General features: G+C 28.2%; 17 protein-coding genes and 1 other RNA gene. 2 read left to right on the forward strand and 16 right to left on the reverse strand.

The window, feature by feature from the left end:
- Nucleotides 1–21: 21 nt before the first annotated feature.
- The 3 genes from I4U89_RS09505 to I4U89_RS09515 all read right to left on the reverse strand — a co-directional run bounded on the left by I4U89_RS09505 (nt 22) and on the right by I4U89_RS09515 (nt 3325).
- The gene (locus I4U89_RS09505) at nt 22–1641 is read right to left on the reverse strand and encodes an amidohydrolase (protein WP_195940142.1); all 1620 of its coding nucleotides are present in this window, start codon (nt 1639–1641) and stop codon (nt 22–24) included.
- 125 nt (nt 1642–1766) lie between these two features.
- Nucleotides 1767–1904: a hypothetical protein gene (locus I4U89_RS09510; RefSeq protein ID WP_195940143.1), complete on the reverse strand. Its 138-nt coding sequence runs from the start codon at nt 1902–1904 to the stop codon at nt 1767–1769.
- Nucleotides 1905–2083: 179 nt separating this feature from the next.
- Nucleotides 2084–3325 carry an MFS transporter gene (locus I4U89_RS09515; protein WP_195940144.1) on the reverse strand — a complete coding sequence of 414 codons (1242 nt, stop codon included), beginning with the start codon at nt 3323–3325 and terminating at the stop codon, nt 2084–2086.
- A gap of 218 nt (nt 3326–3543) precedes the next feature.
- On the opposite strand from I4U89_RS09515, the gene I4U89_RS09520 reads away from it, so the two are divergent.
- On the forward strand, nt 3544–4572 hold the full coding sequence (locus tag I4U89_RS09520) for a YeiH family protein (protein ID WP_195940145.1): 1029 nt from the start codon (nt 3544–3546) through the stop codon (nt 4570–4572).
- Nucleotides 4573–4682: 110 nt separating this feature from the next.
- Complete coding sequence (locus tag I4U89_RS09525) at nt 4683–5984, forward strand: conjugated bile salt MFS transporter (RefSeq protein ID WP_195940146.1); 1302 nt, start codon at nt 4683–4685, stop codon at nt 5982–5984.
- Nucleotides 5985–6571: 587 nt separating this feature from the next.
- On the opposite strand, the gene I4U89_RS09530 is transcribed toward I4U89_RS09525, so the two are convergent.
- The 13 genes from I4U89_RS09530 to secG form a co-directional block, all read right to left on the reverse strand.
- Nucleotides 6572–7999: a 6-phospho-beta-glucosidase gene (locus I4U89_RS09530; protein ID WP_195940147.1), complete on the reverse strand. Its 1428-nt coding sequence runs from the start codon at nt 7997–7999 to the stop codon at nt 6572–6574.
- Between the two features lie 60 nt (nt 8000–8059).
- Nucleotides 8060–10015, reverse strand: a complete 1956-nt coding sequence (locus I4U89_RS09535) for a beta-glucoside-specific PTS transporter subunit IIABC (RefSeq protein ID WP_195940148.1) — start codon at nt 10013–10015, stop codon at nt 8060–8062.
- Between the two features lie 92 nt (nt 10016–10107).
- On the reverse strand, nt 10108–10959 hold the full coding sequence (gene licT, locus I4U89_RS09540; RefSeq protein WP_195940149.1) for a BglG family transcription antiterminator LicT: 852 nt from the start codon (nt 10957–10959) through the stop codon (nt 10108–10110).
- Nucleotides 10960–11424: 465 nt separating this feature from the next.
- Nucleotides 11425–12369, reverse strand: a complete 945-nt coding sequence (locus tag I4U89_RS09545) for a hypothetical protein (protein WP_195940150.1) — start codon at nt 12367–12369, stop codon at nt 11425–11427.
- Nucleotides 12338–12847: an RNA polymerase sigma factor gene (locus tag I4U89_RS09550; RefSeq protein ID WP_195940151.1), complete on the reverse strand. Its 510-nt coding sequence runs from the start codon at nt 12845–12847 to the stop codon at nt 12338–12340. The genes I4U89_RS09545 and I4U89_RS09550 overlap by 32 nt, the downstream gene beginning before the upstream one ends.
- A gap of 313 nt (nt 12848–13160) precedes the next feature.
- Complete coding sequence (locus I4U89_RS09555) at nt 13161–14672, reverse strand: ATP-dependent helicase (RefSeq protein WP_195940152.1); 1512 nt, start codon at nt 14670–14672, stop codon at nt 13161–13163.
- A gap of 1 nt (nt 14673) precedes the next feature.
- Nucleotides 14674–16413 carry an ATP-dependent nuclease gene (locus I4U89_RS09560; RefSeq protein WP_195940153.1) on the reverse strand — a complete coding sequence of 580 codons (1740 nt, stop codon included), beginning with the start codon at nt 16411–16413 and terminating at the stop codon, nt 14674–14676.
- A gap of 292 nt (nt 16414–16705) precedes the next feature.
- Complete coding sequence (locus I4U89_RS09565) at nt 16706–17188, reverse strand: site-specific integrase (protein ID WP_195940154.1); 483 nt, start codon at nt 17186–17188, stop codon at nt 16706–16708.
- Between the two features lie 192 nt (nt 17189–17380).
- Nucleotides 17381–17729, reverse strand: a transfer-messenger RNA (tmRNA) gene (gene ssrA, locus I4U89_RS09570).
- A 150-nt stretch (nt 17730–17879) separates the two neighbouring features.
- Nucleotides 17880–18335 carry an SsrA-binding protein SmpB gene (gene smpB, locus I4U89_RS09575; RefSeq protein ID WP_092922583.1) on the reverse strand — a complete coding sequence of 152 codons (456 nt, stop codon included), beginning with the start codon at nt 18333–18335 and terminating at the stop codon, nt 17880–17882.
- A gap of 273 nt (nt 18336–18608) precedes the next feature.
- On the reverse strand, nt 18609–20780 hold the full coding sequence (rnr, locus tag I4U89_RS09580) for a ribonuclease R (protein ID WP_195940155.1): 2172 nt from the start codon (nt 20778–20780) through the stop codon (nt 18609–18611).
- Nucleotides 20781–21140: 360 nt separating this feature from the next.
- On the reverse strand, nt 21141–21452 hold the full coding sequence (locus I4U89_RS09585) for a DNA-binding protein (RefSeq protein ID WP_092922577.1): 312 nt from the start codon (nt 21450–21452) through the stop codon (nt 21141–21143).
- A 763-nt stretch (nt 21453–22215) separates the two neighbouring features.
- Nucleotides 22216–22443, reverse strand: a complete 228-nt coding sequence (gene secG / locus I4U89_RS09590; RefSeq protein WP_166504739.1) for a preprotein translocase subunit SecG — start codon at nt 22441–22443, stop codon at nt 22216–22218.
- Between the last annotated feature and the right edge of the window lie 302 nt (nt 22444–22745).

The raw sequence follows: 22745 nt of genomic DNA on the forward strand, positions 1-22745 counted from the left end.
TTCACCTCTTTCTTAATTTTACTATTTTTTATATATTGTATTACCTTCTTTTATTGTCTCTAATACTTTTATTTCTTTAATCTCAGATGAATTTACATCTAAAGGATTTCTATCAAGTATTACAAAATCTGCAACTTTACCTTCTTCTATAGATCCTTTTTCATCTTCTTCAAAATACTGATATGCTGCATTTATTGTTAAAGCTTTTATTGCTTCCATAGTAGATAATCTTTGATCAGCTCCTAATATCCTACCGCTTTGAGTTTGTCTATTAACCGCATTATGCATTGCTAGTATTTGATTTGGCATCTTTACTGGCGAATCTTGATGTAATGTAAAGTTTATATTTCTTCTTAATGCAGATTTTGCTGGACTAAGTCTATTAGCTCTTTCTGGTCCAAATACTGATTCATAATGATAATCTCCCCAGAACCATATATGATCTAAAAAGAATGTAGGTATTATACCAAGTTCCTTCATATCATCTAATTGATCTTCTCTAACTGTTTGAGCATGTACCATTACTGGTCTTAAATCAGTTTTATTATCTGTCATCTCTAAAGCTTTTTTATAACATCTTATAAATTGATCTGATGCCGCATCACCATTACAATGAACATTTACCTGTATATTATTCTCAATTAAAGATTTAAAATATTCTATTACGTCTTTATCTTCTTGAGTTGCATATCCACAGTAATCTTTAGGTTCCCCTTCTGGAACTTCATAATATGGCTTAGTTAACCAAGCTGTTTTTCCTTGTGGTGAGCCATCAAGCCAAGTTTTTCCACCTAGTAACTTATAATGATTATAGTATTTTCTCTTTGGTGTTCCTTCATTCTTTAATAATTTTAATGTTGTATGTTGAACAGCTTGACCAACAATATCAATTATTAATTCATTTTTTTGAGCTGCTAAATTTAAAAGTTGATTTAAATTTTCATCTATACTTGCATCCTGAGCTGTTGTTAATCCATAAGATGAATATATTTGTTGCGCTTTCTTTATACAGCTTAAAAGTGTATCTACAGATGGTGTAGGAATTACCTTTCTCTTTTCAGGAGATAAACAAGCATTTTCTTCTAATATTCCATTTGGCTCATTTGATTCTCCTACAGTTCTAACAACTCCACCTTCTGGTACTTCATAGTTTGTTCCTACATACCCAAAAGCTTCTAGCGCCTTTGAGTTTGTAGTTGCAATATGACCTGACGCATGACTTATAAATATTGGTATCTCTTTACTTACCAAATCTAAATCAAATTTAGTTGGATGTTCTTCATTTTCATATCTTGTGTTATCATAACCAAATCCTATTATCCACTCTCCATTTTTAGGTGGATTATTTTTAACATAATCTTTTAATATTGCTATAAATTCTTCTTTAGAATTTGCATCACTTAAATTTACTATCATTAAAGTCTGAGCTACTGCAATAATATGACTATGAGAATCTATGAAACCTGGTAACATGGTTTTACCATCTAAATCTACTAGTTCTGTATCTTCATTTTTTAATTTTAGTATTTCTTCTTTTGATCCTGTTTTTATTATTTTCCCATTTTCAACTAAAACAGCATCTACTATAGGCTTTTTATCATTAACTGTTATAATGTCTCCATTGAAGTATATTTTTCTCATTTTATTCACTCCTAATGCATATTTAATTTATTTCTTAAAGTAAATATATACTTTATGCTAATTTTTATTTTAATCTTTGACTTTTTTATTGATGTAAGTAGTAAATATCATTAATCCTATTATAGCTACAATTGAAGTACTAATGATATAGACATTGTTTTTAATGTACCTATTTTATCAAATAAAGCTCCTCCAGTTACATTTCCTATTAAACAAAATAGAGTAAATACTGAACCTAATGTCCCAACTAATATTGAACTCATTCCAAGCTCTTCCTGTAAAATATGTTGCATATTGAATACTTAATGCTGATATAGCAATTGCTATTATTGCATTAAGTATTCAAAATATCCCCCAATTAATATTAATCAAATAAGCTATTTTAGACCATCTATAAAATTTTAAATTATTAATAATCTATATTTTATAGGTTTATCAATCATTAGTTTTGTGCGAACATTTTTTTTGATTTTATTTGAGCAAATAAATTTAATCCAAATCCTACTACACCAACAACTATAAATAACATACATGAGCCAGTTAATCCTAACTTATTTGATATAGTTGTGAATAATAATGCTGATATTGAACTACCTAATGCATAGAACATACCTACTTTTGCTAATTTCATTGTTCCATCTTTTTGTCCAAATACATCTGCTGGCATAAATGCTGGTGCTGATGTTATTGTATATACAGTTAATCCTGAACATATAGGTACTAAAAATCCTATTGCACTTCCCTCTGGCATAAATGCCATTATTAATAATGCTATTACTGTAGATATACCTGATAAAACCATCGGAATAAATGATCCTAGTTTATCGAATAATTTACCACCTACTACGTTACCTATTAAACATGATACTCCAAATATTGATCCTGCGATTCCTAATTTACCTGCTTCAAATCCTTTTCGTCCTAATACTGGTATTGCTTGTGTCGATACTGCAACAACTGCAAAACATATTAATGCACATCCTACACAGAAAGTCCAGAATATTGGATTTTTATCATTTTCTTTGTCTGATAAACCATCAAATTTTGCTCTTGCTGGTTTCGCATTTGACTTATTAGATGATGTTTCTATTACGACTTCTTCTTGTCTTGGGTATCTTATGAATAATAATGCTAGTGGCACACCTATTATTATCATAGCTGCCCCTAATGCCATATATGTTCCTCTCCATCCAACGTTAGCTAATAACTTAACAGTTATTGGTTGTAAAAATACATTACCTAATGATCCACCTGCTAATGCTATTCCTAATGCTGTCCCTTTACCTTCGCCTGGGAACCAATGACTCATCATTATTGGTAATGATAAACCTGTAAATAATATTGTTCCTACTTGTGTAAAGAATGCACTTCCGTTAAACATTATTGCATTTTGAGCCATTCCATATGATGCGAATGCTATACCTGATATTATTAAACCTGCTACATATATATATTTAATTTTGAATTTATCATATACTTTAGCTATTATTGGATTGAATAATGCCGGAATTGTTCCTGATAAATATAGTAATGTAAATCCTACCTCAGATACTACACCTGATTGAGATACTGGTGTTTGCATCTGACTTTGTAAATTTTGAGATATACAATATGGTATTGCTTGAATTAACATACAAATAAATACTATTAAGTATCTTCTCTTATTGTTTTGTTCGTTTTTCATAATTACTCTCACTTTCCTTTTCTTTGCTAAATTTCATAACTTTATTATAAATATTTTTATTTAATTTGTTAAATACGTAAATTTTATATCACATATAACTAAATACTTATATGCGATATATAGGTAAATACTTATATTTATTATAAAAAAAACATATTTAACAAATTGTAAATATGAATTTAAAATTAAATTTATATCATAATAAAAGGAGTACTATAATGAAAAAATTAAATAATAATTTTATAAAAAATATAAAAGGTATATTACCTGGATTTATAGTTTCTATATTAGTAGCATATTTAAGTATACTTATTGCAAAATTTGTTCCAAAGCTTGGAGCAGCATCTATTGCTATATTCTTAGGTATGTTTGTAGGTAATGTATTTTTAAATCAGAATATATTTCAAAAGGGATATAAGTTTTCAGAAACTGATTTGTTGTCATACTCAATAGTGTTATTAGGTGCAACATTAAGTATATCTACTATATCTGAAATTGGATTTTCTGGAGTAATATTTATAGTATTACAAATGGCAATTACAATAATAGGAGCTTTATATATTGGGAAAAAATTAGGTTTTTCAGACAACTTCAGATATATGATGGCAAGTGGTAATGCTGTATGTGGATCTTCTGCAATAGCAGCAACATCACCTGTAATTGGAGCTGATGATAAGGAAAAAGGAATATCAATAACTATTGTTAACGTAACTGGTATAGTCCTTATGTTCTTATTACCTATAATATCTCAATTCTTATATAATAATGAGATTACTCAAACATCTGCCATGGTCGGAGGTATATTACAATCTGTAGGACAAGTTGTCGCTAGTGGGGCAATGGTAAATGAACATGTAAAAGATTTATCTACAATATTTAAAATTGTACGTATAATATTTTTAGTTGTTGTTGTTTTCGTATTAGGTCATTTAAAACATAAATCAAATAAAGAAATTATAGAAGAAGAAGTACAAGATATGGAAAAAGGAAAAATAAAAGTTCCATGGTATGTAATAGGCTTCTTTATAACTTGTGCCTTATTCTCTTTAAATATAATAAGCAATGATGTTTCAATTCTTTGCAAAGAAATAAGCAATAAATTTGAAATAATTGCTTTAGCTGCTATCGGATTAAGGGTTAATGTAAAAGATTTAATTAAGCAAGGAAAATCAGTATCTCTGTATGGATTATTTATAGGGTTATTACAAATTGTCTCTGCAATAACTTTGATTGGAATATTATTATAAGTATAATCTAACCTGTTGTTATAGTTAAATAACTATTACAACAGATTAGATAAAAAGTTTAATAAGCTTATTAAACTTTTCTAAATATAAAAGTAAAGAAGGTATTCATCATGGAACAAACGAAACAAAAAAGCACATTTTTTTATGGCTGGTTAATAGTTGTAGGTTGTATGCTTATCCAAGCAGTTCCATACTCATTAGCAGCTAATATTCAACCTGCATTTACAAGTTATGTAACTTCAGGAGAGGGCTTTACTTATACTCAATTTTCACTAATATTCACAATTGGTACTATCGTATCTGCATTATGCTCTCCTTTCATCGGAAAATTATATTCCACTCCTAAAGCAAATATAAAATTGCTATATGTAATAGGTATTATTTTAGTAGGTGTTGGATTTGCATCTATGTCTTTAGCTAAAGGAAATATATTCGCTTATTATGCGCTATCTATATTAGTTCAAATAGGTTCAGCTATAATATCAGCTATAGGAGTTCCTACACTTATAAATAGTTGGTTTACAGAAAATAAGGGTATTGCAATGGGTCTTGCATTCTCTGGTGGAGGACTTGGTAATATGATTCTTCAACAATTTGCAGGTAAATGGCTATCTAATCCATCAATTGGCTATAAAGGTGCTTATTTAAGATTCGGATTATTAGCTATAATAGTAGCATTACCAATAGCATTATTTGTAATGAGATTACCAAAGTCAAAATCTGAATTAGAAATGAATAAATCAAAGAAATCTAAAAAAACTTCTTCACAAAGCTCTAACTGGGGATATACTTTTGCAGAAGTTAGCAAAATAAAATACTTCTGGATTTTCGCAATATCATTTGTATTTGTAGGATTATATGTTGGTGGAATGGCATTACAATTTATACCATACCTACAAATATTAGAACAAGCTAAAGTATTAACTTTAGGATCAGCATTAGTTGCCTCTCTATTTGGACTGTTTTCAATATTTGGAAACCTTTGTGGTGGCGTTCTGTTTGATAAATTTGGTATAACAAAATCTCTTATACTAGCGGAATTATTAGTTATAATTTGTGGTTTATCTTTAATATTTATAGGTAAGATAAATGCACTTGGATTTGTATTTGCAGTTTGTCTAGGCATATCTATGTTTTCATATATAATAGGACCATCTTATATGACTAGTGCTCTATTTGGTAACAAAGAATTTGGTACTATATTAGGTATTGTACAAATATTCTTTGCGGTTGGATTTGGTTCAGGTTCTACAGTATTTGGATTTATAGTTGATAAGTCTGGCTTTACAAATGCATGGATATCTACAATAATCTATGCTGTAATAGCTTATGCAGGATTATTATATTCTACTAGTTCGATAGTAAAAATGAACAAAGATAATAATGTAATTGAAACTAAAAGAATATCATAACCTTTTAAATTATAATTTTCAATACAAGTACAACAGTTTATATTTATGTTGTATCAAAGACCTTCGCAAGGTTTTATATCCAAGACACTGCGATATCTATTATTTATTATACTTACAATTACATCAATATCATATTGAGTTATTATGGCAAAGTTAACTTTTTTATAATAAAATTCTCTTAGTAAACCATCTTAATTTACATTAGTGCCTCTTTACTAAAATACATAATTAGGTCTAATTGAAATATCAAGACCTCGCCTGTCAATTGTACCGACAGGCTTGTCTAAAATTTTTATACTTAAATCTGTAGTCATTGGTTTCTAAAATGAATAACCTACTATTTTAGTCTGATACTTAAATTCACTTACAATAACTGATTTTAAACCAATCTCTCTCATTAATCTTTGAACTATTTTAGTATTTTATCAATTTTTATAAAGAATTTGACGTATTTTAAATTCATCATAAATACTTTTTTGAAGTATAAAAAACATATTGACTATTATATCAATATGTTTTTCGTTGATTTCAATGGTGGAGACGATTTGCAAGAATCATACCCACTATTAGTTTTATATTATTCTTATTTAATATAAATCTTCACCGTTTGAAGCAATTACTTTCTTATACCATTCAAAGCTTTTCTTTTTCGTTCTTCTTAAACTTCCATTACCACTATTATCTCTATCTACATATATAAATCCATAACGTTTTTCCATTTCACCTGTACCAGCACTTACTAAATCAATAGGCCCCCATGTAGTATAACCTAATAAATCTACACCATCTATAGAAACTGCATCATGCATAGCTTTTATATGTTCTCTTAAATAATCAATTCTGTAATCATCTTCTACATAACCATTTTCATCAGCTATATCTTTAGCACCTAATCCATTTTCTACAATAAATAGTGGCTTTTCATATCTATCATATACATGATTTAATGTAATTCTCAAACCTAATGGATCAATTGGCCATCCCCACTCGCTATATGAGAGGTGTGGATTTTTAGCAGATGTAAATATGTTACCTTCAGCTACATCATCTACATTATCATCAGTCCTAACACAACGGCTGTTGTAATATGAGAATGAAATAAAATCTACTGTATATTTATTCAATAATTCAATATCGCCAGGTTCCATTTCTGGTGTAATACCTCTTTGTTCCATATACTTTAATGCATAGTTAGGATATTTCCCTCTAGATTGTATATCTACAAAGAAATAATTTTCTCTATCTAACTTTGTAGCTTCCCATACATCATTGGGATTGCAGCTATAAGGATATACACTTCCAGCTGCAAACATACACCCAACTAAGTTATTTGGATCAACTTCATGTGCTATTTTAGTTGCAATTGCACTTGCTACAAGTTCATGATGAGCAGCCTGATATTTTATCTTTTCAACATCTTCGCCTTCTTCAAAACAAATACCAGCACCCATAAATGGAGCATGTAAAATCATATTTATTTCATTAAAAGTTAACCAATATTTAACTAATCCTTTGTATCTTCTAAAGATAACATTGCATAGTTTCTCATAGAAACCTATCATTTTACGATTACGCCATGCTCCATACTTTTCAATTAAATGCATTGGACAATCAAAATGTGTAATAGTAACTAGCGGCTCTATCCCATATTTTTTACATTCTTTAAATATATTTTCATAAAATTGAAGGCCTTTTTCATTTGGTGTTTCTTCGTCACCTTTTGGGAATATTCTACTCCATGCGATACTCATTCTATATACTTTAAATCCCATTTCACCAAATAACTTTATATCTTCTTTATAATTATGATACATATCAATACCAGTTTGAGCTGGATAATAATGCTTTTCATCAAAATCAAACATTTTTAATTTTCCTGTAATAACTGCTGTTCTATCTTTTCCTGTTGGGCATACATCTACATTAGCTAATCCTCTTCCATCCTCATTGTATCCACCTTCACATTGATTAGCTGCAGTAGCTCCTCCCCATAAAAAATCTTTTCTAAAACTCATAATTAAGCCTCCTAACATTATAACCAAAGCATTAACTCATGCTAATGCTTTGGCTTTTTACTAAAATATAATAGTAATCAAATTATCTTCTAATTCAACATCTTTACTTTCTGTTTGTACTACGTCTAAAAATTGTGATGAATTTGTAATAACAATTGGAGTTACAACACTATACCCAGCCTCTTTTATTACATCAATATCAAAGTTTAATATTGTTTGACCTTTTTTAATTCTATCACCTTGCGCTACACTAGCCTTAAAACCTCTTCCTTCTAACTGAACAGTATTTAATCCAATGTGAATAAGGACTTCAACACCGTCATCTGAAAGAATTCCTATAGCATGTAGACTAGGGAATAAAGTTGTAACCACTCCATCTACTGGTGCAACTACTTTTCCATCACTAGGTACTATCGCCACACCTTGACCTAATACACCAGATGCAAATGCTGCATCTTCTATATCACCTAAATTTAATACTTCACCTTTTATAGGACTTACTACTATTTCTTTTTCTAATTTAGTAGACTTAACTTCTTTTGTTTCTTCTTTTATATTCTCTTGCACTTCTTTATCTTTTTTAGTTTCATTATCATCTTTAGTTTCTTCTATTTCATTATCTTTATATAAAACCATAGTTAATACAAAAGCTATGGCCATTGATATAGCTATACCCGAAAGAGCGACTATTAAGTTACCCATTCCTCCATTAGGCTCAATCATTGCTGGAAGTTCAAATATTCCCATTCCTCCAGTTATAAACTTTCTAAGATTAAAGAATCCATAGAAAGCTCCTCCAATACCACTAGCGATACAACTTATTATAAATGGTTTCTTTAAAGGTAATAATATTCCATAAATCGCTGGCTCCGTAACTCCAAATATACCAGATATAAAGTTTGGTATTGCCATCTCTTTTAATTTCTTATCTTTAGTCTTAAAGAATATCGCTAATACAACTGCTGAACTTGCAAATGTACAAGCAAAGAACGGCATCATAACATTATCGTATCCTAAAGTCATAACATTGTTTATATACACAGGAATGAACCCCCAGTGCATACCAAAAATAACAAGAATTTGCCAAGTGAATCCTACTATAGCACCTGCTAATAATGGACTAAAATCTCTTATTGAAATTACAACCTCTGAAATAAATGTAGATCCAAATGTTGCTATAGGACCTATAACTATAAGTGCAACAGGTAATGTTACTAATAATGTAAGCATTGGTACAAAGAAGAATTTAACTAAGTCCGGAACAAACTTGTTAAATAATTTCTCACACTTAGATGCAAAATACACTACAAATATAATAGGTACAACTGTCCCAGTATAATCAATTGATATTATTGGTAATCCAAAGAAATCAATATATACTGGTGATGCAAACATTGTTCCTTTAAATAAAGTATACATTGCATCTGTACCTGCTGATATACTACTTCCTTGTATTGCAGGGTAACACATGGCTGCTCCTAGTGCTAATCCAAGCATCGGCTTTAGCCCAAATTTCTTAGCTGAAGTATATCCTAAAAATAAAGGAAGGAATGTAAATAGTGCATCTCCTGCTGCATTTATTGCCATATATCCACCAGATGTAGCACTATATAATCCCATTGCTACAAATAAAGCATTGAATCCTTTTAACATACCACAGGCTGCCATTATGCCTAGTACTGGTTGGAAAATTCCTGATATTATATCTATACCTTTATCTAGTATATTTCCTGATTTTTTAGTTTCTGAAGATGTATTTAAATTGTCTAGATCGATTATTTCGACTACATCTTTATAAACAGCTTCAACATTATTTCCTATAACTACTTGATATTGTCCTCCACTCTTCATTACAGTAACAATACCTTCCATATTTTTAAGTACATCATCATTTGCAATGCTTTCATCTTTTAACTTAAAACGTAATCTTGTAATACAATGTGTTAATCCATTAATATTTTCTTTTCCACCAACATTTTTTATTATGTCTTGTGCTAATTGTTTGTATTTCCCCATTTTTTGCCTCCATATTTTTTTAAAATCTGAAGGTTTGGCCAACTCAATGTTACCATCCAACAATAGGTATAACTTTTTATAATACTGAGAAATTACTCAGATTTCATATTTGAGTCTTTAACTACTTTGGCTATATGAATAGTTAAATATATAAGCTCATCATCTGTTAATATGTAGTTATATTGTTTTTTAATGAAATTTTTAATCTTAACTACACATTCAAACTCTTTATTATATTTAGACTTAATAATACTTAACAGTTCTTTATCTGTCTCACCTTCATGCGCACTATCTGAAAGTAATCTCTGTGCAAAAAATTTCAGATGCATTATAAACCTATAATAAAATACTGATTCTTCATGAAATTCTATACAAAAATGGTATCTAACTATACTAAGTATTTCTTGTATTAACTTTGTAATATCAGATGCCAAGGTATTTCCTTCACTCAACTGAGCATTTACTATATGAAAAGCTATAAATCCAGCTTCATCTTCAGGTAATCTTACACTGGTTTTACTTTCAATAATATCTAATGCTTTCATTCCAATTTCAAACTCTTCTTTATAAAATCTTTTAGTTTCCCAAAGTATTGCATTCTTTACGTTTACTCCTTCTTTCATTCTTTGAATTGCTGAATATGTATGGTCACTTAATGATATATAAATACTTTCATTTAACTTCTTATTTAGCTTTATTTGTGCATACTCTATAATTTCACTTGATAGTTTCATGTGTTCTATAGGAATATTATTAAGCAATTCTTGTAATTTATTTGATATTTCTTTATTTGATATTCTAAATACTTTATTTACTTTAGTTTCATCTATTGAATCACCTTTTGATTTTTGATAACCAATACCTTTACCCATGACAATAATTTCCTCATCATTGTCATCTGATGTAATTACAACATTATTATTTAATATCTTATTAATTATCATGATTAGCCTCCTTTTAAGTATAAAAAAAGCTTATCCATAATAATGGGCAGACTCCTTCCTAGGATACTGCTATTATTTATGAATAAGCTTAGCTTGTACTTAAACAATTACTACCTAATTCCAATTACTATGATAGAACATCTTATCTTTTTTGTCAACGTTTTCTTTATATAATTTTCTTTTTCCAGTTTGGTTTTAAATAATATTCTATGTTAATTTTAATATGATTATTTAACTATAATTTATAAAATAAAAACACATTGATTGATTAATCAATGTGTTTTCGTGGATTTCAATGATGGAGACGATTCACAAGAATAATACCCACGATTTGTCTATACGATTTTTTACATAAATTTTGCACCTAAGAATTTTTGAAATAAATGTAACTTCTTCGTTAGTAATTTGTAAATCATTATTTTGTGGATATATCACTTTATCAAATAGTTTGAAATTATAATTCTATTAAAAATCTAACTGTGATAAATCTAAATTATCTAATATTATGTGTATTTCATCATCAGAAAGATTTTCAAATTGCACGACTAAGCTGTATGAACCATTTGAAACAAGCGTTGTTGTTTTTGTAATATCATCATTCGTATTATCACTAAGTTTATATTTTATACCTTCTTTTGACATATATTCTCTTTGATTTGTAGCTTCATTTACACCAGTAATAACTGATATACCTGAATTTGCATCATTGCTTAAATCATTATATAGTTCAGTATGTATCTTCCCTTTTTTATACTCAAACTCTGCACTTACTTGTTTACCACTTATATCTGAGCTACCCTCAGTTGAGAATTCTTCATAAAAAGCTTGTTTGTTCATTTTTACTTTAGATCGTAAGCTATTCATTATATTTGGCATCTTAGCATCTTTTGTGGCATCTTCATAATTTTTATATGCATAATTAGTAGTTATGCCTATCGAAGCCTCATTATCTATTCCCCAATTTTCACCGTCATTTGAATTGTATGATGTAGTCATATCTTTCCATACTGTTTTCTTGATCCATTTTTCATTCTTAGCTGGCATTTCTTCTGATATTAATTTATATCCTGAATCTTCTTTTGACATTTCTTCTCTTTGAGCGCTAGTATCCTTAATTTTTCCATTCTTATTTTCTACTATAGGATTGCTTGTTTCATTATTTACTGCAAGCCCATAATCCATATGTGATACATCTTTAAAATTCATCACTGCTGCATAAGCAACTCCAGATATCATTAGAACTGAACATGCAGCTGTAGCAATAGAAACTCCCATTTTTCTTTTATTAACTTTTTTCATATTATATTCCCCTTTTATAGTATTCTCAGATAAATAATCCATAATCTTATTATCTAGTTGTTCATCAAACTTCAGCTTATCAACGGCTGATTTGTATGTATCTCTCTTCATAAATATCCTCTCCAATTATTTTTTTTAACTCCTTACGTCCGCGAGCTAACCTTGTTCCTATTGTTGCAGCAGGAACTTCTAATATTTGTGATATCTCTTTGATAGAATACCCCTCATAATAGTGTAAGTGAATTGGTAAACGATACTTCTCTTTTAATGATAAAACCGCCCGTAATGTATAACTTTCTTCTTCAGTCATATATGATAAGTCATCAGTAAGATCAGCTTTATTCTTAAACCATCCACTTTTTAAATAATTTTTACATTTATTTATCGCTACTCTAATTAACCAAGCTTTTAAATGTTCATCATCTTCAAATCTGATATCACTCTGTAATAATGCTAAAAATACTTCTTGAGTTATATCTTCCGCATCTGAACTGTTCTTAAGGTATGAAAAAGCTGACCTAGCGACTATTTTTGAGTATTTTGATACAGCCAACTGAATAAAACTATTTAATTCCTTAGTTCTACTCACTTATCTTTCACCTCCTCACACTATATACACAATTGAAAAGTCCATTTTTTTTCATTTAATTTAGATTTTTTAGATCTCTATATTTTTTATCATATTAATTAATTTCGTACATAATATTCTCGTGATAAAAAAACACATTGATAATCTTATCAATGTGTTTTTTGTGGATTTCAATGCTGGAGACGAGGGGAGTCGAATGTTTAGATTTTATATTTTCTTATACAATTCTATATCTATTTATTTTAGCTATTTTTATTTCTGTATATTATATAATAACTTATTTATTATTATCAGTTAATATTATTATTGTGTGCTACATAAATTTAATTATTTCTGTACCATTACATATACTAGATATATAATTTATATATTTATCATTATCTAAATTTATTATCAATTTAGATTTTGCTCTTGTAACTGCAACATAATGAAGATTGCCCTCTGTAAATCTTCCATATTTATCTACAAAGTCATTAGCATATATTAACACTTGTTCAAATTCCATTCCTTTAGATGAGTGAATAGTCATAATCTTATGCTTGAATTCTTTACCATTATATGAGTTGTCATATATTTCATTTTCTATAGTATCTTTAAACAATTCTATTTCTCTTTCTTCTAGATTTGTACTTAAAAATCTAAATAAATTTATTAATATACTATCTACATCATTTGAATTCACTTCTTTTAATGGATTAATTATTAATTCTATTTCTTTTATTTCTTTACCTTCTAGATCAAAACCTAAATTACTTATAAAATCATAGATTGAATATTTACTATTCTTTATATACTTAGCCAACTCTATAAATATCACTTTATTAGTAGATTCTATATCCTCTATTGGTGTTTTAGGTATATAAGTAAAATTATATCCAGATTCATTTAATAAATCCTTTAAATTTTCAGCTAATTTTTCGTTCCCCCATTTAGCATTTTTTATTAAAATTGCTATTTCTTTATTCAAATCAAATAGCTTAAGATTTTTTAAATTTATTCCATTGTATCTTGTATTATTATGAATTGGTTGTACTCCTATTACATCTTCAACTTTATCTACTTCTTGATAATAACTCTTATCTTTTTTTACTATAATATTTGCATAATTTTGTATGTTCTTTGTACATCTAAAATTTTCTATTAATTCATACTTACTAAATCCATTATTTTCATCTTCACTCAAGTCTTTTAATAATTTAGGGCTAGCACCTCTAAATTGATATATTGATTGTTTTATATCTCCTACTATAAATAATTTTATTTTAAGCTCATTTCTTATATACATAAATAATTCGTGCATATATTCATCACTATCTTGATATTCATCTATATACATTTTAAAATATTTAGCTCTAATATATTGTTTTGCAACTTTTGATTTCTTTAATATTTGTTTTGCTAGTTCAAACTTAAAGTTTTTACTATTATTATTATAAGTTCCTAATTTATTTTCATTTCTAAGCTTAAGTAGACCGACTTCAAAACTATCGAATTTATCATTTCCAGAATAAGATATCTCAAAATCTTTATTGTACTCATTTCCATATACATCTCTTATAAATGGTCTTATAATTTCATTTTCAACGAATCCATCATTAGTTCCTATATAATGTCCTTTACTTCTAATACTTATTTTACGCTTAATTTCATTAGCTGCTTTATTTGTAAATGTCATCGCAGCAATTTTGTAGTGTGATCTATTATTTAAAATATCTTCTTCTATTTTTCGTGTTAATATAGTAGTTTTACCTGATCCAGCCCCTGCTATTATTAAAATATCTCCTTTATCTCTTAAGATTTCTTCTCTATCATTAGAATATCTCAACTTATTCCAACTCCCTTAAACATCTAAATTTTTCATGATTATATATATTCTCACAATCTTCTTTACTTAACCCCTCTACTAATTCCACCATATGAAGTAACTTTCTATCTTGCAGATATTTTACAACTTTATCTTTATTTTTATCTAAAATATTAGCCATACTATCAGGTATTATGGTATGTAGGTCATTTTCTAAGTCGATTTCAGATAAGTATATCTTCTCTTTTTTAAATTCATCTATGCATCCGTTGCTCTTCCAATCATTAAATATCATTTGTTTCTTTGATCTCAATAATGCTTCTTTATTTCCTTTACTTATATTATCATCAAATGGTATATCAATAACATTATCTCCTTCTTTATTGATTAATTTTAAGCATCTATTAATTCCTAAAAGTTCAAATTTATGCTTATCATTTTTTTTTGATTTTAGATCATTGTCAGTTTTAATTATTACCTTTATATCCAATCCATTAAATGCATCTCTGTATGATTTAAAATGTGTTCCTAATACTTGTACAATACACCCTCCATTATATTCGTAATGTGGGTTTATTTCATCTAATACTTTTTCAAAAAGAACTTTCTCTGATGGACCTTCTATTAATAATACCTTATTATAAAATAATGCATCTGAAAATTCTCTGTTTAATTTCCTTTTTGTTGTTTTATATCTCTCATCAATTTGATACATATAAGACTTACATTCAATATTTTCTTGTGTATATATCCTTATTAGCATTGCTCTATCCATTTCATATAAAACCTGAGATGAATGTGTCGACATAAATAAATATTCATATATGTTATCTTCAAATATTTGCTTAGACAATGATATTTGCATAGATCTATGAAGATTATTTTCTGGTTCTTCTAGTAGATAAATTACAATTTTATCTTCATATTTTCTTTTATTAATATAGTTTATTAATGAATATGATAATAATTTTCTTCTTCCATCACCTGAGGTAGGATAATGCCTTCCATCATTTCTTTTTTTTATATATGGTTTTAAATCAGAATATATACCATTTATAGCCATTTCAGATTTTAATTCTATTTCTATATTCTCATTATTTAAATTTTTATATTCATTAGTTATTTCATTTTGAAATTCTTTTATTGGTGACATATTTCCAATCTTCATATTCATTTCATTTGTTAATTCTTCTATCCCATTCATTAACTCTATATCTTCATCCGTATTTTTATATTCATCAAATATATATTTTCTATTCTTATCAAATAGCCTTTCTAAGTCCATTAAAGGATCTATATATACAATTTCAATAACATCATCAATTGGATAAGACATTCCTCTTGAATTCATTATTTGTAAATCATTTATATTACTTCCCCATTTCATAATAGGTTCTCCTACTAATTCTCGGTCATTATATTCAGCTTCTAACTGAATATAAAAATCATCACCATCTTGAGAATTCCTCACATCACTATTATTAAGCTTTGATACTAGTTTTTTAGTATCTTCACTTTCTTCATAATCAGATAAATCTACTTTTAATGTAATTACTATCTTATCATCTGTATTATGCTTGTGATAATCAGTCATTGTAAACCCATCTCTTCTTATTTTCTTATCTAATAAAAATCTCAGTGCCCATAAAAAATTAGTTTTACCAGCATCATTCATACCAAATACTACATTCTTATTATTCAACTCTATACTTATATTTTCAAAGTTTCTAAAGTTAATAATATGTAATTCTCTCAATTTCATTAACGTACCCCCTAATAAATTTATACATATTTAATTATACGTATTTTGTCATTTTTTTACAATTATTAGGATATACTTGTATTCAATATAATACTTTATAAGCATATTATTAGTTAAAAAATAATAGAGTATAAATTAAACTTGTACTCTATTATAAATATATATTTTTTTATTATTTTTATTCATTCATATTAATTATATTTTATGGTATCTATATAGTTGCTTTTTTGTTTAATTTCTCATTACTTATAAACAATATCGCCTTCTATCCATTTAGCCTTATAATTTTTGATTACATTAGTAAATTTTCTTTGAAGCTAAAATAACTATCATTCGAACCAATTATTATATGATCTAGTAATTTATTCTTTAAATTTCTTCCTGGTCTTTTATCATCAATAGGATTTCCTAATTCATCTGCAAATATATAGTTTTTATTATTATAAATTTCTCCTACATATAACTTATGCTTACTTTGTTCTTTCTTATGTAATTTAAGTTTTGTTAGTATATCTTTAGGTATAGGCACAGTTCTATTGCTATTTTTAGTCTTAGGATCTTGCTCTATCAGCTTAGATATTCTTGTTCCATCTTTTGATATTTGAGTAACTCTCTGTATTGTTCTATTTACAGTTAGATTACCATCCTCAAAATTAATGTCTATCCATTTAAGTGATAAAAGTTCACCTAATCTCAGTCCAGTACTTAATGCTATTAAAAATAACATTTCTAATTTATGACCTTGTATAGCTTTTATAAATTTTCTTTGTTCCATTAGACTCAACACCTTTATTTCTTTTGAAATTCACTTATATAATATATAATTTTTTTTAATCATAATACATTTACTACATTATACCATTCATGGTGTTGTGTGCTAATTGTGTGCAAAAAAATAGAAGCATTGAAAATAGTAAGATTTAAATCTTACTATTTTCAATGCTTTTATATATTTTCATTATATAATTGGTGGAGACGAGGGGAGTCGAACCCCTGTCCGCAAGTCCTTTCCTCGTTGCTTCTACGTGTGTAGCCAACTGTACTAGTATCTCGTCTCACATATCGCCCAGTGGCAGGCTATATGCTTGACCAATCCCAATTAGTCCACTTTCGGTCGAGACACCCCGAGAGTAGTTCCCTGCATAGATGAAGTCCAGGCCTAGCCGGCAGGAGGGCGAGGCGGGACTAGCAGCACTATGCTGCTAAAGCGTAATTATCGTTTGCGTTTATTTTAAGTTCCCCAGTTTTTACGTGACCCAGAGTAACACGACACGCAACCCCAAGTTCCAAACCCACGTCGAAACCTTTACGCCCCCGTGGTATTTTATAGTCCTTGGACTTTACTTTCGCAAACCTTGTTTTCACCATTTATATTAAGTTGTGTTGTTGATATATATAATATAATACTTTTTAAAATAAAAAGCAATGTTATCTAATGGAATTTAAATTAGTATTTGTAACTACTATTAATATTTTCCTCTTAATTCTCTTTCTATGTTTCTTTGAGCATCTTTTTTAGCTAAATCTTGACGCTTGTCATATAGCTTTTTACCTTTTGCTAGGGCTAATTCTATCTTAACCTTACCATGTTTAAGGTACATACTTAAAGGTATTAATGAATACCCCTTAACAGTAGTTGCTCCTATAAGCTTTCTTATTTCATGCTTGTGAAGTAATAATTTTCTAACTCTAAGAGGATCTACGTTGAATCTATTTCCTTGTTCGTATGGGCTTATATGAACTTGTTTTAAAAATACTTCGCTGTTATCTACAGATGCAAATCCATCAGTTAAGTTTACCTTACCTGCTCTTATAGATTTTACTTCTGTACCTTTTAATTCTATTCCACATTCATATGTTTCTTCTATGAAATATTCATGTCTTGCTTTTCTGTTTGTTGCAAGTGTTTTTGTTCCTGCCATACTCTCACCTCTTACTAAAAAATTCGCTTCGCTCATGTCGCCAACGACTTCGTACGTTGCTCAAAATATTTTTTATGCTTAAAATCAGTGCATTTATATAGATATATTTCATGTGTTATCCATAGAAATTCAAATATAATAATATACTTAAGCATAAAAAATTCTTCACTAACATTTATTAGTAAAAATATACCATAAGTGCATTAAATAGTCAATACCACCCCCCTCTGTCGGTATCTCCGACGGAGGGTAGTATTTCGACTATTATATCATCTATTCTTCAATAGATTCTTCAGATTCTATTTCATTTTCATCTTCTAATTTGTATAAGATTTCAAAGTCTATTTCTCTTAAATCTACATTTACATTAGCAACCTTTATTCTAACTGGGTCACCTATTCTGTAAGTCTTTTTAGTTCTTTCTCCTATTATAGTATATGTCATATCGTCATAAATATAATAGTCATCTCCCATATTTGCTAATCTACTTAATCCCTCTACTGTATTTGGAAGTTCTATAAACATACCAAATGATGTTACACTTGATACGATACCATTGTATTCTTCTCCTACTTTGTCTTCCATATATACAGCTTTGTAGTAATCTTTTACATCTCTTTCAGCAAGTTCTGCTGCTCTTTCTCTTTCTGATGATTGAGTTGATGCATATTCTACTGTGTGTGTAAGTTGTTCTTGTCTTTTATTGTTTATTTTATTATTTATATGTTCCTTCATTATTCTGTGTATTTGAAGGTCTGGATATCTTCTTATTGGAGAAGTGAAGTGACTGTAGTACTGTGCTGCTAGACCAAAGTGTCCACTGCATTCTGGTGAATATCTAGCTTGCTTTAGTGAACGTAGCATTATTGTACTTATTGCTTCTTCTTCTCTTGTTCCTTTTATTTTTTCTATTATTGATTGTAATGCTTTTGGATGTACTTCTTCTAAGTCTCCTTTTATAGTATACCCAAATGTAGATATAAATCTACTTAAGTCTTGCATTTTATCTGCTGATGGAGTTTCATGTATTCTATAAACAAATGGCATGTTTAACCAGAAGTAGTGTTCTGCTACTGTTTCATTTGTTATAAGCATGAATTCTTCTATTATTTTGTTTGATATTCTTCTTTCGTAGTGTTTTATATCAGCTACTTTTCCTTCTGGTGTTAGTATTATTTTAGCTTCTGGGAAGTCAAAATCTATTGCTCCTCTTTGCTTTCTTCTATTCATTAGTATTTTAGCTAATATTTCAGCATTTTTAAATGCTTCTACTACGTGAGCGAATTTTTCTTTTAACTCTTCATCATCTTTTTCTAGTATATCTGATACTTCTGTATAAGTCATTCTAGCTTTTGAGTTTATTATTGTTTCTTTTATATCATACTTTTTAACATTACCTTTTCTATCTATTTCCATAAATACTGATAATGTAAGTTTATCTTCATTTGGATTTAAACTACATACTCCATTTGAAAGAGTCTTAGGTAGCATTGGTATTACTGTATCCACTAAGTATACTGATGTTGCTCTTTTTAAAGCTTCTTTGTCTAGTTTACTTTTTTCGTGTACATAGTGAGTAACGTCTGCTATATGTACTCCTAAGCTAAAGTTTCCATTTGGAAGTACTTCTATAGATATAGCATCGTCTAAGTCTTTTGCATCTTCACCGTCTATTGTGAATATGTTCATATCTCTTATATCTAATCTTCTTCTTATTTCTTCTTGTGGTATAGGCTGTGCTACACTTTCAGCTTCTTGTAGTACTTTTTTAGGGAATTCTTCTGGTAATCCATGTGCTCTTATTATTGATAGTATTTCTACTTCTTTAGTTCCTTTTGGTCCTAATACTTCTACTATCTTACCTTCTGGCTTTCTTCCTGCTTGTGGCCATATAGTTATTTGACAAACTACTTTGTCTCCAGCTTTTGCACCACTAAAGTATTTTTTAGGTATATATATATCTTGATTGAATTTCTTTTCATCTGGTATTACAAATCCAAAGCTTTTACTTGGCTGGAATAATCCTACTACTTTTGTTATTTCTCTTTCAAGTATTTTTATTACAGCACCTTCTGCTCTTCTTTCATCTGTTGCTGGTTTTATTATTTCAGCTACTACTCTATCATTATGCATAGCACTATTTGTTTCACTTGCTGGTATGAATAAGTCTTGAGTATATTCTTCGTCAGACTCTACAAATCCAAATCCTTTTCTATGAGCTACAAATTTTCCTACAAAGTATCCCATTGATTTTGGAGATGTTATTTTCCCCTTTTTAGTTTTACATATATATCCGTCTTCTTCTAATTCTTCTAAAAAATTATAAAACATTGGCATTTCAGTTGGGTGTATTTCAAATATTAATGCTAATTCTTCTTTTTTTAGAGGATTGTATGCTTTGTCATTTATTAAGCCTAATAAACGTTCTTTAAGTCCTGGTAACATTTGTGCTTCCTCCTAAATTTATTTTTAAATTTGTTATTACTTAGTTTGTGTATTTACATACTTTATTAGTATTATAATTTTATTTATTTTTTACTACTTATACTTAAAATATATACTTTTTTAGTAAATATAATACTTATAAAAAATTTTATGTTAAAGAAAACTATTCTTATTAGTCTATTGTATATAAAAAAGCAATTTATTCCAATACAATAGCCATATTTTGTAATTTATATTTTATTTTTATATTAGTTTATATATTTATTCATGTAATTATAGATATTTTCATATTAAAAAGCTCATGTTTATATATTCTTATAACGCATGAGCTTTATATTATATATATTTATATTTTTTCTATTAGTCATAAAGTCCATTTAATACCCTACTTACTGTTGCTTTGCTCCATTTTGTTCTCTTTGATATTTCACTATAGCTTAGCTTACAAACTCTTAAGTCTTTTATAAGTTGTATATCTCTATCTGAAATTTGTTTATCTCTTGGTTTTAGAGTATTTTTACTGTCTCTTAATCTTAAGATTTCTGATTTTAATCTTTCTATTTCTACATCTTTTAATTGTAGTTTGTACTCATAATTATCTCTCATGTCATTGAATTCTAATATGTAGTTTCTTTTCCATTCATCATCTTGCTTCATCTTAAACACAGCCATAGTTATACCTCCTTGTTTCCATTGTTTTGTAACATCTTTAATCATTTATTTCTAATCATTTATTTCTTTATGTAACGTAAAAAATCCTTGTTAAAATCAAGATAAAAGTGTATAAAATTCTTGTATTTTTCAACACTTTCAACTAGTAAATTTCAATATATTCTTAGATTTTAGTCCTTTAAGGTTATACTTTTTGTTTTGATATCATAAATTGTTTGATTTTACTTTATTTTTTTTAGATAACTATGGTTTATTAGATAGATTTCTTTATTTGTAAGTGCTACCATTTAGTTAATTAGTTTATAGGGAGTGTTTTTATGAGTAAATTTTGGGATAAGTTTTGTTTTTATAATCGTCTTACTTTCAAACCTATCATTATTTGGACTGTTCTTTTTTTTATAATCGGATTAATTTTTGAGTTTTATGAGTTTCCTAATCAAAATTTTTGGTTTCTAGTTATTACTATCGTTTCAATTACTATGCTTTTTGTATCTATTTATAATAGAATTAAGCATATTCCTTATGTATGTAAAAATTGTGATCATAAGTTTTTTATTAAATTTCATCAGATGTTTGCTGTTAATTCTGGTCTTCAATCTAGATTAAAGTGTCCTTTTTGTAATCGTGTTGCTTAGGCTGAAATTTATATAAAAGAAATTGATGAAAAAAATTAAAGACAACTACTAGTGGTAGTTGCCTCTTTAAAAATTAAATTTAATTTTTAAATCCTAATTTTTATTAAATAATGGCCAATTATTTAATATTATTTTACTAAAAGCATTGCTATTGCATTTATAAAGAATAGTACCCCTGCTACCTTAGTTGTTCTTGCTAAGAATGCTTCTTTTCCTTTTGGCTTGAAGTAACTTTGATTACCTTCTCCACCAAATTGTGAAGGAACTGCACTTTTTGTATCTTGTGGCATTATGCTTACTACAAGAATTATAGATAGTACTACTTGTACTCCCATTAATATCATACCTAAATCCATCTATATTCCCTCCTTTCCTTCATTAGTTGTAGGTTTGTCTTACACTTTAATATATCATATAAACCTAGTGTATTCAAGGTATACAGTATAGTTTGACTTTCTTAAGACTGTTTTATATTGTATCTTTTCTTTTGTAACACTATGTTTAAATCTGTAAAATATTAATAAGTTTTATTATATGTAAAAAATTCGCTTCACTTAAGCCACTTCGTGGGCGCTACACTTTATGTCCCAACGACTTCGTCCGTTGCTTGAGCGACGTGTCGGCGAAGCACTTCAAAATGTCTTTTTTACACTCTGCA

Source organism: Romboutsia sp. 1001713B170131_170501_G6, from assembly GCF_015668195.1.
GTDB lineage: Bacteria > Bacillota > Clostridia > Peptostreptococcales > Peptostreptococcaceae > Romboutsia_C.